The sequence below is a fragment of the Nonomuraea roseola genome, assembly GCF_039535395.1.
GTDB classification, from domain to species: domain Bacteria; phylum Actinomycetota; class Actinomycetes; order Streptosporangiales; family Streptosporangiaceae; genus Nonomuraea; species Nonomuraea roseola.
Genome location: NZ_BAAAXC010000015.1, coordinates 3,908,860 through 3,921,271, shown reverse-complemented (window position 1 = coordinate 3,921,271; position 12,412 = coordinate 3,908,860). Strand labels below are relative to the sequence as shown.

The 12,412-nt window shown below is 69.7% G+C and carries 14 protein-coding genes; 6 read left to right on the top strand and 8 right to left on the bottom strand.

Annotated features, from left to right (window positions below; genetic code table 11):
* Positions 1–87: 87 nt before the first annotated feature.
* The 5 genes from ABFX55_RS42095 to ABFX55_RS42075 all read right to left on the bottom strand — a co-directional run bounded on the left by ABFX55_RS42095 (position 88) and on the right by ABFX55_RS42075 (position 4,024).
* Entirely contained in the window at positions 88–345 is a 258-nt protein-coding gene (locus ABFX55_RS42095) for a hypothetical protein (protein ID WP_183655442.1), read from the bottom strand.
* A 65-nt stretch (positions 346–410) separates the two neighbouring features.
* Positions 411–1,160, bottom strand: coding sequence for a conjugal transfer protein (locus tag ABFX55_RS42090; protein WP_312895800.1), 750 nt, complete (start codon positions 1,158–1,160; stop codon positions 411–413).
* A gap of 588 nt (positions 1,161–1,748) precedes the next feature.
* Positions 1,749–2,051, bottom strand: a complete 303-nt coding sequence (locus ABFX55_RS42085) for a hypothetical protein (protein WP_346129083.1) — start codon at positions 2,049–2,051, stop codon at positions 1,749–1,751.
* Positions 2,052–2,204: 153 nt separating this feature from the next.
* Entirely contained in the window at positions 2,205–3,281 is a 1,077-nt protein-coding gene (gene ychF / locus ABFX55_RS42080) for a redox-regulated ATPase YchF (protein ID WP_346129081.1), read from the bottom strand.
* Positions 3,282–3,292: 11 nt separating this feature from the next.
* Positions 3,293–4,024: a hypothetical protein gene (locus tag ABFX55_RS42075; RefSeq protein WP_346129079.1), complete on the bottom strand. Its 732-nt coding sequence runs from the start codon at positions 4,022–4,024 to the stop codon at positions 3,293–3,295.
* Positions 4,025–4,120: 96 nt separating this feature from the next.
* On the opposite strand from ABFX55_RS42075, the gene ABFX55_RS42070 reads away from it, so the two are divergent.
* Together ABFX55_RS42070 and ABFX55_RS42065 are read left to right on the top strand one after the other, a co-directional pair.
* Complete coding sequence (locus ABFX55_RS42070) at positions 4,121–5,377, top strand: DNA recombination protein RmuC (protein WP_346129077.1); 1,257 nt, start codon at positions 4,121–4,123, stop codon at positions 5,375–5,377.
* Positions 5,378–5,417: 40 nt separating this feature from the next.
* The gene (locus ABFX55_RS42065) at positions 5,418–5,942 is read left to right on the top strand and encodes a DUF6542 domain-containing protein (RefSeq protein ID WP_346129076.1); all 525 of its coding nucleotides are present in this window, start codon (positions 5,418–5,420) and stop codon (positions 5,940–5,942) included.
* 76 nt (positions 5,943–6,018) lie between these two features.
* On the opposite strand, the gene ABFX55_RS42060 is transcribed toward ABFX55_RS42065, so the two are convergent.
* The gene (locus ABFX55_RS42060) at positions 6,019–6,978 is read right to left on the bottom strand and encodes a 4-hydroxy-3-methylbut-2-enyl diphosphate reductase (RefSeq protein ID WP_346129074.1); all 960 of its coding nucleotides are present in this window, start codon (positions 6,976–6,978) and stop codon (positions 6,019–6,021) included.
* Between the two features lie 101 nt (positions 6,979–7,079).
* Between ABFX55_RS42060 and ABFX55_RS42055 the strand changes: the two genes are divergently transcribed.
* The 3 genes from ABFX55_RS42055 to ABFX55_RS42045 all read left to right on the top strand — a co-directional run bounded on the left by ABFX55_RS42055 (position 7,080) and on the right by ABFX55_RS42045 (position 10,355).
* A complete protein-coding gene (locus tag ABFX55_RS42055) occupies positions 7,080–8,360 on the top strand; it encodes a hypothetical protein (RefSeq protein WP_346129073.1) in 1,281 nt (426 codons plus the stop codon).
* Between the two features lie 27 nt (positions 8,361–8,387).
* Complete coding sequence (gene xseA / locus ABFX55_RS42050) at positions 8,388–9,608, top strand: exodeoxyribonuclease VII large subunit (protein WP_346129072.1); 1,221 nt, start codon at positions 8,388–8,390, stop codon at positions 9,606–9,608.
* A gap of 513 nt (positions 9,609–10,121) precedes the next feature.
* Positions 10,122–10,355 (top strand): exodeoxyribonuclease VII small subunit, encoded by a 234-nt coding sequence (locus ABFX55_RS42045; protein ID WP_183655422.1) that lies wholly within the window; start codon positions 10,122–10,124, stop codon positions 10,353–10,355.
* Here ABFX55_RS42045 and ABFX55_RS42040 read toward each other — a convergent pair.
* Positions 10,352–10,762 (bottom strand): nitroreductase family deazaflavin-dependent oxidoreductase, encoded by a 411-nt coding sequence (locus ABFX55_RS42040; protein ID WP_346129070.1) that lies wholly within the window; start codon positions 10,760–10,762, stop codon positions 10,352–10,354. The two genes, ABFX55_RS42045 and ABFX55_RS42040, sit on opposite strands and share 4 nt — an antisense overlap.
* 84 nt (positions 10,763–10,846) lie before the next feature.
* Between ABFX55_RS42040 and ABFX55_RS42035 the strand changes: the two genes are divergently transcribed.
* A complete protein-coding gene (locus tag ABFX55_RS42035; protein ID WP_346129068.1) occupies positions 10,847–11,434 on the top strand; it encodes a TetR/AcrR family transcriptional regulator in 588 nt (195 codons plus the stop codon).
* A gap of 140 nt (positions 11,435–11,574) precedes the next feature.
* Here ABFX55_RS42035 and ABFX55_RS42030 read toward each other — a convergent pair whose 3' ends face one another.
* Positions 11,575–12,123 (bottom strand): TetR/AcrR family transcriptional regulator, encoded by a 549-nt coding sequence (locus ABFX55_RS42030; protein ID WP_346129066.1) that lies wholly within the window; start codon positions 12,121–12,123, stop codon positions 11,575–11,577.
* Positions 12,124–12,412 lie beyond the last annotated feature (289 nt).

Sequence of the window (12,412 nt, the reverse complement as noted above, 5' to 3'; positions counted from 1 at the left end):
CGCCCTCGCTCGCAGCCGCCGCTGCCTCTCGTTCAATGACCGCCCCAGAGCGGTCTCAACCCTCCCGTTACCGACAGGGAGAGGTGCTCACTTGATGCCGAGCGCCCCCGCGATCGCCTTGGCCGTCACCTCGATGATGTTGGGAACGTAGAAGATCACGCCGATCGCCACGGCCAGAATCAGGAACTGTACGAATCTCGTGATCTCACGCGTGAAGAGGAAGAACAGCGCGACCACGGAGACGACGACGAGGAAGAGAGGGGCGAAGAAGGCGCGCAGGAAGTCGGCGAGCCCCTCGGTGTTGACGCCGGTCGGGGCGGGCGACGGCGTCGCAAGTTCGATCATGTTCAGGATGATTGTTTTCACTCTGGTCCTCCCGGGGGGTACCGATCAGCAGCGCGGTCGTGCGTCTATCCAACGGCCCGACCGGCGCCGCGGATGTCTTCGACGTACCATTTGTCGCCCTGCTTCTCGACAGTGAGGCGGTAGGCCTGCTCGAGGCGGCCGCCGACCGCGCTCGGGTCGGTGGCGCCGGGCGTGGCCGAGGGGGTCGCGCCGGTCGGCACGCCCCACACCACGACTGCCTGGATCTCTCTGGTGGCACCCCCCACAGGCACCACGACGCTCTTGAGCTCGACGAAGGTGAAGGCTCCACCGAAGCTGGGCAGGCTCTTGCCCGCCACGAGGTAGCGCGACAGGTCGGAGCTGCCGTCGGCGTAGGCCTTGAAGAAACCCTGCAGCTGCGGGCGGAGCTCGGCCTCGGCGGCCTCGTCGCCCTCGGGCTGGGCCACCTGCGGCAGGTCGGCGGGGGCGGGCGCGGGCAGGAGCGCAGGACGCCCCGAGACCACGAACCTGCCGCCCGAGTAGTAGACCGGCACCGACAGCAGGAACCTGCGGGCGCCCGACTGGAAGGCCAGCGTGACGACCCCGTTGTTGGAGTCGACGACCTCCACGCCGAACGGCTGGAGGTTGGCGGCGAACATGCGCCCGTAGCCGTCCCAGCCGAACTGCGGGTCCTCGTCCGACTGCAGGTACGGCGCCAGCTGCCTGCTGCGCGTGTCGAGCTCCTCGGACTTCATGTTGAGGTAGATGCTGGCGAACTGGGTCGCGAACGCGGAGGCGCGCTCGGAGGGAAATGCCTGACCTGTCGCCGTGGGCACATTCGCCGCGGGTGCGCCCGACTCGGTAAATCGCTCAAATGGTGCACGAACCCCATTGACCACGATAACTACGATAAGCGCCCAGAGAATGGCGCGGCCGGTCCAGACGAGCCAGCGTCCGCCGCCGCCCGACCACCCGCCGCGCTTGGCGCCGCGTCTGGCGCCGGGGGGCGCCTGGTCGAACTCTGGGTATGCCGAAAGCTCGGGGTCGCCAGCGATCCGAGGATCGTGCTGGACGGTTGACCTACGAGCCATCACGCCTCCGCTCGCGCCGATCCCCCCGGCTGGCGCGGTGTCGCATCATCCGTGGTGAAGCAGTCACCCTATCGAGTCCCGCCAATTGTTCCAGGAAAGCCACGCCCATGCTGCAGGCATCGCCGCGTGGGGGCAAACCGAGTGTGCATGACAGGGCGAAGTGCTGACTCCTGCCCCATTCCTGTGGAATTGGCATTTGACCAGGCCAGACGGCATGGCCGCATTACCCGACGGCCAGAGATTGCTGTCCAAAGAGCATAGGCACTGTCGCGACCGGCGCATTTGGTATAAGCCGCGCCTCCTGGAGACAGCTGGCCTGGTCAGCGGGGGTGCTCAGGCCGTGCCAGGCCCGTCGACCGAGCGCAGGTGCCGCCGAGTTCGCAGATCGATCACCCTCGGCGCGTCGCCCTGCGGCTTCACCTTGTCGAGGCGGCGGCGCAGGTCGGCGAGCATGGCCTGGGCGTCGCGGTGGTGCATCCTGCGCACCACCTCCTCGCGCTCCTCCATCTTCCTGCGGAGATAGGCCTCCCTGTTGACGCGGAGGCCGTACATCAGCTCCACCCTGAGCAGGGTCAGCTCCTCTTCCAGACTGATGCTCGCCAGCGAGGGCGTGGTGGGACGCCGATTCCTGAGCATGCGACGGATCATGACCTGTCCTCCCGAGTCAGCGCAATCGCCGTGACGATTCGACGCACCAGAGCCGGAAGGGGTTGACGCCCCATACTGTCCCGGTTGTACCGGACCCGTTCCGGTCATGCCGGGCTGGGGTTTTCAGCGGGGCCCACCCGGTCACACGTTGAAGCGGAACTCCACGACGTCGCCGTCGCGCATGACGTAGTCCTTGCCCTCGATGCGGGCCTTGCCCGCCGAGCGGGCGCCGGCGATGGAGCCCACCTCCACCAGGTCGTCGAAGGAGACGACCTCCGCCTTGATGAACCCGCGCTGGAAGTCGGTGTGGATGACGCCCGCCGCCTCGGGGGCCGTCGCGCCCTTGCTGATCGTCCAGGCGCGCGTCTCCTTGGGACCCGCCGTCAGGTAGGTCTGCAGCCCGAGCGTCTCGAACCCGACCCGCGCCAGCTGCGAGAGACCCGACTCCTCCTGCCCGACGGACTGCAGCAGCTCCAGCGCCTCCTCGTCGGACAGCTCCACCAGCTCGGACTCGATCTTGGCGTCGAGGAAGACCGCCTCCGCCGGCGCCACCAGCTCCGACAGCTGCTGCCTGAGCGCGGTGTCGACCAGCTCGTCCGCGTCGAGGTTGAAGACGTAGAGGAACGGCTTGGCCGTCAGCAGGTGCAGCTCGCGCAGCTCGGCCCGGTCAAGGCCGCTCTCGAAGATGGTCTTGCCCGTCTCCAGCACCCTCAGCGCCCCCTCGGCGGCGTCGAGCGCGGCCTTCTTGTCCTTGTTGGTCCGCGCCTCCTTCTGCAGGCGAGGGATGGCCTTCTCGACCGTCTGCAGGTCGGCCATGATCAGCTCGGTGTTGATCGTCTCGATGTCGCGCCTGGGCGAGATCTCGCCGTCGACGTGCGTGACGTCGGGGTCGCTGAAGACCCTGATCACCTGGCAGATCGCGTCGGTGTCGCGGATGTTGGCCAGGAACTGGTTGCCCCTGCCCTGACCTTCGGAGGCGCCCTTCACCAGGCCCGCGATGTCGACGAACTCGACCTTCGCGGGCAGGATCTTGGCCGAGCCGAAGATCTTGGCCAGCACCGCCAGACGGTCGTCGGGCACGCCCACGATGCCCACGTTCGGCTCGATCGTGGCGAACGGGTAGTTGGCCGCGAGAGCGTTGGCGCTCTTGGTAAGCGCGTTGAAGAGGGTGGACTTGCCGACGTTGGGCAGGCCGACGATGCCGATACTGAGGCTCACGTGGCCCGAGTTTACTTGCTCAGAAGGTGCAGGCAGGTCACGGGCCGATATGCGCCTCGTGCCGTGACGTAACGGTCGGAGCCCTCGGGGCAGTCGGCGCCCGACTTCCCGAAGGCCGTCACCCTCGCCCAGGCCAGGCTGGAGTCGCACGACACCCGCGCCACCTTCGAGCTCACGCAGGCGCCCTCGACCGGCACCTGACCCTCCGATCCCAGGCAGGCGACGCTGTCGTCCATCGTCAGCGCGTCGAGCGTTCCCGAGGGGCAGGCGTCCATGCGGGAGACGATGGCCACCGCTCTGCCGTACCAACCCTTGGTGGAGCAGGGCACCTCGCGGCCGTCGCGGCCGAGACAGTCGCCCGCGCGCGGGACGCCGCCGCCACCGCCAGGGCGGCCGGGGTGCGGATCGAGGAAGTACTGCAGGCAGGCGGTCCTGCCCTTGCCCACGCGGACGATCTCGTCGGTGTCGGCGGGGCAGCCGTCGAGGCCTGGCGGGTCGGCGGCGAGGGCCAGCACCTCGGCGTGGCCGCCGTTGCACGCGGTCAGGTCGAACCTCGACCCGTTCCTGCTCACGCACGCGCCCGGCGCCCAGACCAGCGTGCGCTGCGTGGGCGAGCCGGTGATGGCGCTCTGTCCCGTGTCGCGCCCGCGGGCGGCGATGACCGCTCCCGCTGCGGCGACGACGAGCGCCGCGACGACGACCGTGGCGGCTAGCGCGACCATCATCTTCCGACCGGTGACCATACGGGTACTCTGAGTGACGTGGACGTCGCGCACAAGCGGAATGCGGCAGGCGTGTCGGGACGACCTTGACCACGACCCCCTGGAATGATGCGGACAATGGATGTCGTCTCGCTCCTCATCGGCCTCGCACTCGGAATCGCGGTCGGCTTCCTCCTGGCCAGGACCCGCGCCGCCGTACGCGTGGCCGAGGCCGACGCCCGCGCCAAGGCCGCCGCCGACAAGCTCGTCTACGTCGAGGAGCAGCTGGCCGAGCGCTTCCAGTCGCTGTCGACGCGCGCCCTCGACGTCAACAACATCCGCTTCCTCGAGCTGGCCGAGACCCGCATGTCCGCCAGCAGGGCGGAGGCGACCGGCGACCTCGACCAGCGCAGGCAGGCCGTCGAGCACCTGGTCGACCCGCTGAAGGACCTGCTGGCCCGGGTCGAGAGCCAGCTGCGCGACACCGAGTCGGGGCACAGGGCCGCCCGTGCCGAGCTGACGCAGCAGATGGAGTACGTCAGGCAGAGCAACGACCAGCTGCGCTCCCAGACCACGGCGCTGGTGCGGGCGCTGCAGCGGCCGGAGGCCAGGGGCCGGTGGGGTGAGCTCCAGCTGCGCAGGGTGGCCGAGATCGCCGGCATGCAGCGCTTCTGCGACTTCGACGAGCAGGTCGTCGAGGGCGCCCACCGTCCCGACATGGTCGTACGGCTGACCGGCGGGAAGAACATCGTCGTCGACTCCAAGGTCTCCCTCGCCGCCTACCTGGAGGCCGCGGAGACCGGCGACGAGTCACTGGCCTCGGTACGGCTCGACGCCCACGCCAGGCACGTCCGCGAGCACGTCGACCGCCTAGCCGCGAAGGCCTACTGGCAGTCCTTCAACCCCTCGCCCGAGTTCGTGGTGCTGTTCATCCCCGGCGAGGCCTTCCTCGCGCCGGCGCTGGAGCGCGACCCCTCGCTCCTGGAGTACGCGCTGCACAAGCGCGTGCACATCGCGACTCCCACCACGCTGATCACCATGTTGCGCACCGCGCACTACGCCTGGCAGCAGGCGGCGCTCAGCGAGAACGCCCGCGCCGTCTTCGAGCTGGGCAAGGAGCTCTACGAGCGGCTGTCGTCGCTCGGGCGCAACGTCGAGTCGCTCGGCAAGGCGCTCACCAGGGCCGTGGAGTCCTACAACAAGACCGTCGGCTCCCTGGAGAGCAGGGTGCTGGTCACGGCGCGCAAACTACACGATCTGGGCGTCGTGGACGGTGAGCTCGACTCCCCCGACATGCTCGAGCACCTGCCGCGACCCCTCGCCTCCCCCGAACTGCTGGAAACCTCGTCTCTGATATCTCACGCGAACGGTAAGTTGGCTGGCGACCTGTCCTGACGCACGATGGCGGCAGGTCGCTGGTAAGGGGGGCGGGCTCATGAGTGACAAAGGCAGGCGTTCGGCCGTCAGGCTGACAGCCCGCGGAGCCATCGCGCTCGTCCTCATCGGCACCTTGGCCGGCTACGTGCTGGCCGCGCTGCTCGACATGCCGATCCTCGTGGGGCTCGCCTTCATCGGCTCGTGCCTGGTCGGCGTCACACTGGTCAACCCGCGCGAACTGCTGTCGCTGGTGGTCACACCACCGATGATCTTCTTCGTGGCCACGCTGATCGTCGAGCTGGGCCGCGCGCTCGGCAACGCCTCGCTCGCGCAGGCGCTCGCGCTCGGCCTGTTCACCTCGCTGTCGGCCGGCGCGCCCTGGCTGTTCGCCGGCTCGGCGCTGGTGCTGGCCGTCGCGTGGAAGCGCGGGCTGCCCGCCAACGTCCGCGAGCTGCGTGAGGAGCTGCGGGCAGGCGTGGACGTGCCGCGCCCCCGCGCCAGCAAGGAGAAGGCCTTCGCCCCCGAGCCCGAGGGCTACTTCGAGCCCAAGGTGTACGGCACGCCGCGCGTCACGGACGAATAGCCGCTCCTCCGACCACCTCGAGGAGCAGGAAAGCCCCCGGCCGGTTCGGGCTCGAGGGCTTTCGAGGTGGTGGAGGCTAGCCCGCGCGAAGGTCCTTGCGCAGCTCGTGCGGCAGGGCGAAGCGCATGCTCTCCTTGACCGACTCGACCTCCTCGACGTCGGCGAAACCGTGGCCCGCCAGATAGGCCAGCACGCCGTCGACCAGCTCCTCGGGCACCGAGGCGCCGCTGGTGACGCCGACCGTGGTGACGCCTTCGAGCCACTCGTCCTTGACGAAGGAGGCGTTGTCGACGAGGTAGGAGGCGGCGCCGAAGCCCTTGGCGACCTCGACCAGACGCTTGGAGTTGGAGGAGTTCTCCGAGCCGACCACGATGACCAGCTGCGACTGCGCCGCGATCTCCTTCACCGCGACCTGGCGGTTCTGGGTGGCGTAGCAGATGTCGTCGCTCGGCGGGTCGAGCAGCGTGGGGAAGCGCTCCTTGAGCTTGGTGACGGTCTCGATGGTCTCGTCGACCGAGAGCGTCGTCTGGGAGAGCCACACCAGCTTGCTCGGGTCCTTCACCTGGATCCTGTCGACCGAGTCGAGACCGTCGACGAGCTGGATGTGGTCGGGAGCCTCACCCGCGGTGCCCTCGACCTCCTCGTGCCCTTCGTGACCGATGAGCAGGATGTCGTAGTCCTGGTTGGCGAAGCGCTTGGCCTCGTTGTGCACCTTGGTGACGAGCGGGCAGGTGGCGTCGATCGTGCGCAGCTGCCGCTGACCGGCCTCCGCGTGGACCATCGGGGAGACGCCGTGAGCGGAGAACACCACGATCTCGCCCTCGGGAACCTCGGCGGTCTCCTCGACGAAGATGGCGCCACGCTCCTCCAGCGTCCTGACGACGTGGGTGTTGTGCACGATCTGCTTGCGCACGTAGATCGGCGCGCCGTACTGCTCGAGGGCCTTCTCGACCGCCTCGACTGCACGATCCACTCCAGCACAGTAGCCTCGCGGTTTGGCTACGAGTACACGTCGGGCGGGGGTCTTTGGCTCCATGTTCCTATGCTACGTGGAGAGGCCACCCGGCCCGCCCGTGCCCGCCGATACGGGCGTTTGCCAGACTGGCTGTCCAATACTGACCTCCCAGGGAGCCCGGCATGTCTCTCAGTGACGTTGTCCGCAACATCGCTAAAACCGTCACCAATCGTGAAGAGCTCAAGGAGAAGGCGAAGGAGGTGCCGCTGTTCGTCATCCAGACGACGCTCAGCGCCGCAGGTCAGGCCCTTCTGTTCGCCGACCGGGTGAAGAACGCCGTCAAGGGGCTGGCGGGCAGGAACGAGGAGGAAGAGGAGAGCGAGCGCTCCTCCGCCACCGAGAAGACGGCGGCCACGGCCGAGGTGGAGGAGGAGAAGAAGCCGGCCCGCAGGGAGCCTGTCATCTTCGCGCCCCGCCAGGACAAGCCGGCCGCCGAGCAGCCCGCGAAGCCCGAGCCTGTCATCTTCACGCCCTCCAGGGACGGCAGCGCGAACGGCTCGGCCGCCAAGCCCGAGCCCGTCACCCCGGCTGACAGCACCGCCGCCCCCGAAACTTCTGCGCCCACCCCCGCGGCCCCCGCCTCGACCCCGACGTCGACCTCGACCTCGACCTCGACCCCGGCCGAGACGGAGCCCTCGCCCGTCGCTCAGACCGAGAGCAAGGCCAAGCCCGCGGCTTCGGCTTCGACTTCGACGGAGTCCAGGACCAGCCCCGCGCCCGCGGCTCCGGCCGAGCCCAAGGCCAAGCCCTCCGCCGCTTCGGCCGAGCCCAAGACGAAGCCGGCCACTGCCGCTTCCACCGACTCCAAGGCCAAGCTCGCGTCCGCCGTCACGGCCGAGCCCGCGTCCGCCGCCCCCGCCGAGAGTGAGGCCAAGCCCGCCGTCGCCGTGGAGACCGTCGCCGCGCCGCCCGCCGAGGCTGTGGCCGACGCGGTGGCCGAAGCCGTCGCCGAGGCCCCTGCCAAGGCTGCCAAGCCCGCCAAGGCCACCGCGACAACCAAGGCCGCGAAGCCCGCGAAGAGCGCGAAGGCCGCCAAGCAGGCCCCCGCCACCGCCGAGCCCGAGGCCACGACCGAGACCAAGGCCGGTTCCAAGGCGAAGCTCGAGGCCGAGCCCACGACCGCGCCCAAGGTCGAGGCGGAGGCGGGGTTGGCCAAGGCGGCCAAGGCCACCACGGCGGTCGCCGAGGAGGCCGAGTCCGCCGCGGCGGCCAAGGAGCGCGAGCTGATCGAGCCGCTGCCCGGATACGCCGACCTCACCGTGGCCTCGCTGCGCGCCAGGATGCGCGGCAAGTCCGCGGCGCAGATCCAGGACATGCTCGCCTTCGAGAGGGCCACCAGCGCCCGCGCGGAGGTCGTGCGGATGTACGAGAACCGCCTCACCAAGCTCGACGCCGCCGAATAGTCGGTCGCGCCCTCTAGCCTTCCTTCCATGAGCGCGAAGACCACACCGGAACAGCCCCTACCGGTCCGCACCGTCCTGCAGATGGTCGCGGGCTGGATCGGCAAGCTCGGCACGGTGTGGGTGGAAGGCCAGATCACCGAGCTGACGGCGCGTGGCGGCACGGTCTTCATGACCCTGCGCGACCCTGTCGCCAACGTCTCGGCCAGAGTCACCTGCCCGCGCGGGGTCTACGAGGCCGCCGTGCCCCGTCCCGCCGACGGGGCGCGTGTCGTGGTCAACGTCAAGCCCGACTTCTGGGTCAACAGGGGCTCGTTCGCCTTCACCGCGCTGGAGATCCGCCCCGTCGGGGTGGGCGAGCTGCTGGCCCGTCTCGAACGGCTGCGGCAGGTGCTCGCGGCGGAGGGTGTGTTCAGCGCCGACCGCAAGCGCCGCCTGCCCTTCCTGCCCGGCACGATCGGCCTGATCTGCGGGCGCGACTCCGCCGCCGAGCGCGACGTCCTGGAGAACTCCCGTCGCCGGTGGCCGGCCGTCCGGTTCAAGGTGGAGCAGGTGGCCGTCCAGGGCCCCTACGCGGTCGGCGAGGTCACCGAGTCGCTGCGCAAGCTCGACGCCGACACCGAGGTCGACGTCATCGTCATCGCGCGCGGCGGCGGCTCGCTCGAGGATCTGCTGCCCTTCTCCGACGAGTCGCTGGTCCGCGCGGTCTCGGCCTGCCGCACCCCGGTCGTCAGCGCCATCGGGCACGAGCAGGACAGCCCGCTGCTCGACCTGGTGGCCGACGTCCGCGCCTCCACGCCGACCGACGCGGCCAAGAAGGTCGTCCCCGACGTCGGCGAGCAGCTCACGCTCGTCAAGCAGCTGCGCGACAGGGGGCGGCGGGTGATGGGCGGGTGGCTCGACAGGGAGCTGGCCTGGCTCACCTCGGTCCGCTCCCGTCCGTCGCTGGCCGATCCCGTCAGGGAGCTCGAACGGCGGGCCGAGCAGGTCGACGCCTTGAGGGAGCGCACCAGGAGGGTCATGGGCGGCTCCCTCGACCGCGCGGAGGACGATCTCGTCCACCTGCGGGCCCGGCTGGTCGCCCTGTCTCCCGCGGCGACGCTGGAGCGCGGCTACGCGATCGTGCAACATCCGTCGGGCGATGTCGTACGGCTGGCGCGGGACGTCTCGCCAGGCGACCAGCTCACGATCAGACTCCCCGACGGCAGACTCCCCGTGACGGTCGACCCGGACCAACCCGCCGAGCCCTGACCCACCCGTCCAACGCCGTCGACACGCAGACCGAGCATGCGAGCCGGAACCGTCAAGGACTGACGCAACCGATCCGGGGTGCCAGGGTCCGGGGTGCCAGGGTGCGCGAGGTCGGGGTCCGAGGGGAGCCAGGGTCCGAGGGGAGCCAGGGTCCGAGGGGAGCCAGGGTCCGAGGTGGCGGTTGGAGCCTGTCGAGAGCCCGTCGAGGTGTTCGAGGGTTGGTGGGCGCCGTGACGGCGGGTCACCGGAGTCCTGCTGGGCGGCGCGCCTTCGGCGGACGGCACCCCCGTGACCGCGGAGGCGCGTGGGCGGCTTGCCGTACGAGATGGTGGGCGTCGCCGCACGAGACGGTGGACGGTACGAGATGGCGGGCGCGGGGGCACACAACGAGGTGGAGCCCACCAGACGGTGGAGCGCACAAGATGGCGGGGTGGGCGCGCAGCGGGTGGAGCGCACGACGGTGAGCGGCGGTGTGCGGATGAATCTGTCGGGTGCGCGCCCTAGGGTGGTGCGGTGGCTAAGAACGAGACGCCGTCGTACGAGCAGGCCCGCGAGGAGCTGACCGAGGTGGTGCGCAGGCTGGAGACCGGCGGGCTCACCCTGGAGCAGTCCATCGAGCTGTGGGAGCGGGGCGAGAAGCTCGCGGCGATCTGCGAGGAGTGGCTGCAGGGCGCCAGGGTGAAGCTGGCCGCCGCCATGGCCCGCAGGGCCGAGCCCGGCCAGCAGGACGACGACGCGCCCTTCTAGGCCGCCCTGTGGAGCGCCACCACGGGGATGCGGCGGCTGGTCTTGGCCTCGTACTCGGCGAAGCCGGGGGCGACGGCGACCATGGCCGCGTAGAGGCGGTCGCGCTCCTCGCCCTCGATGTGCTCGGGCTTGGCCTCGAAGGACTCGGTGCCGACCTCCACCGTCGCATCGGGGTTGGCCAGCAGGTTGTGATACCAGGCGGGGTGGTTGTCGGCGCCCGCGTTCGACGCGATGATCACCATGCGGTCGCCGTCAGGCAGGTACATCACCGGCGTCGTGACGCGGTTGCCGCTCTTGGCGCCGGTCGTCGTCAGCAGGAGCAGCTTGGAGCCCTCGAAGTAACCGCCCACCCTGCCGCCGTTGGCGCGGAACTCCTCGATGACCTTCTCATTGAACTCGGACGGCATGGCAAGTCTCTCCTCTAAGTGGAAATATCTCCGGATCGGAGGATAACCGGAGATGCCTCCGCTTACAAGCACTATGATGCAGCGATGACGCGTGAACTGCCGATCGCGGGCCAGCCTCCTGCCGAGCGGGCGGACGCCGCGCGCAACCGCCAGAAGATCATCGAGGTCGCGACCAGGATGGTCGAGGCCAACGGCGCCTCGAACCTCTCCCTCGACGAGGTGGCCCGTGAGGCGAACGTCGGCGTCGGCACCGTCTACCGGCGCTTCGGCGACAGATCGGGGCTGATCTACGCGCTCATCGACGCGGGCGAGCGGGCGCTCCAGGAGGCGTTCATGACGGGGCCGCCACCGATCGGCCCCGGCGCGCCGCCCGCCGAGCGGATCCGCGCCTTCCTCCACGCGCTGGTCGACAGGAAGGTGGCCCAGCAGGAACTGTTCATGCTGCTGGAGATGGGCTCGCCCAGGGCGAGGTTCAGCGGCCCCTACATGGTCCACCACACGCACCTGGCCACGCTGCTGGCCGAGGCCAGGCCGGGGGCCGACGCCCGCTTCCTCGCCGACGCCCTGCTCGCGCCGCTGAGCGCCTGCCTGATCGGGCACCAGCAGGCCGAGCGCGGCATGAGCGCCGATCAGATCAAATCGGGCCTGGACGACCTGCTGCGCCTGCTGTGATCCTCACGTGGCCGGCCGCGCGCGGCTTCGAGCCCGGGAACGACGCTCGCCGGGGGCGCACGACGGAGCCGCCGAGCCGGTCCGGGCGGGCGACCACGAGGGTCCGCCTGGCTTTTAGCGATAGGGCGCGAATCGGGCGTTCAGCGCGGCGGGCGCAAGAGGTGCTCTCCGGCCAGGTGGACGGCCTCGCGCCTGGTGTACCCAGGGTGGTCCACGACGATGAAGTGGCGGCCGATCGCCAGCGCGAACGCCAGAGTGCTACGCGCCTCGATCTCGTCGGGGTCGGTGATGAAGGTGCCGAACATCCTGCGCAGGAACTCCATGCGCTCGTTGTCGATACGCCGCAGGCGCTCCGCCACGGACTGGTCGTGGCGGGCCCAGGCCCGGACCGCGAGATCGATCCGGTGGAAGTCCTCTGAGAAGCTCAGCTGACCGACGCGCCTGATCCTCTCGACGGCGTCGCCGCCCTCAGCGTCGACCTGGGCGATGATCTCCCTGGTGCAGCGGCGTTCCCACTCGTCGAGCATCTCGGCGAGCAACGCGGGACGGCCGTTGAAGTATCCGTAGAACCCGCCCTTCGTCACGCCGAGCTTGGCGGCGAGCGTCTCGATGCGGACGGCGTCGGGTCCTCCCTGGGCGAGGGCTTCGAGGCCCTCCTCGATCCAGCGAGCTCGTGTCGTGCGGGCCACAGCAGGAATCGGGCCACCTCCATTGCTGGGCGATTCATTTGTACGTTACCGTACACATGAAATGTACGACACCGTATAAATCGGAGAGGCCGAACCGTGCCGGGACTCGCAGAGCCACCCACACCGAGCGGCCGTGGCGCATCCACGAACCCACGAGTGACTTCGCGGTCGGGGATGCGTGGCCGTTCCGCACTCCGGGAGCCGCGCCTGACGACGTCCCGACGACACTCGCAGCGACGCCGATCGCCGGAGCACCGCGAAGCGGCCTTTCCGATACCTCATCGTCCAC

What these genes read in the sequence shown, in the direction of transcription:
- ABFX55_RS42095 (WP_183655442.1), bottom strand. Translation starts at nt 345, where the DNA reads ATGATCGAACTTGCGACGCCGTCGCCCGCCCCGACCGGCGTCAACACC.
- ABFX55_RS42085 (WP_346129083.1), bottom strand. Translation starts at nt 2,051, where the DNA reads ATGCTCAGGAATCGGCGTCCCACCACGCCCTCGCTGGCGAGCATCAGT.
- ABFX55_RS42075 (WP_346129079.1), bottom strand. Translation starts at nt 4,024, where the DNA reads ATGGTCACCGGTCGGAAGATGATGGTCGCGCTAGCCGCCACGGTCGTC.
- ABFX55_RS42070 (WP_346129077.1), top strand. Translation starts at nt 4,121, where the DNA reads ATGGATGTCGTCTCGCTCCTCATCGGCCTCGCACTCGGAATCGCGGTC.
- ABFX55_RS42065 (WP_346129076.1), top strand. Translation starts at nt 5,418, where the DNA reads ATGAGTGACAAAGGCAGGCGTTCGGCCGTCAGGCTGACAGCCCGCGGA.
- ABFX55_RS42060 (WP_346129074.1), bottom strand. Translation starts at nt 6,978, where the DNA reads ATGGAGCCAAAGACCCCCGCCCGACGTGTACTCGTAGCCAAACCGCGA.
- ABFX55_RS42055 (WP_346129073.1), top strand. Translation starts at nt 7,080, where the DNA reads ATGTCTCTCAGTGACGTTGTCCGCAACATCGCTAAAACCGTCACCAAT.
- xseA (WP_346129072.1), top strand. Translation starts at nt 8,388, where the DNA reads ATGAGCGCGAAGACCACACCGGAACAGCCCCTACCGGTCCGCACCGTC.
- ABFX55_RS42040 (WP_346129070.1), bottom strand. Translation starts at nt 10,762, where the DNA reads ATGCCGTCCGAGTTCAATGAGAAGGTCATCGAGGAGTTCCGCGCCAAC.
- ABFX55_RS42035 (WP_346129068.1), top strand. Translation starts at nt 10,847, where the DNA reads ATGACGCGTGAACTGCCGATCGCGGGCCAGCCTCCTGCCGAGCGGGCG.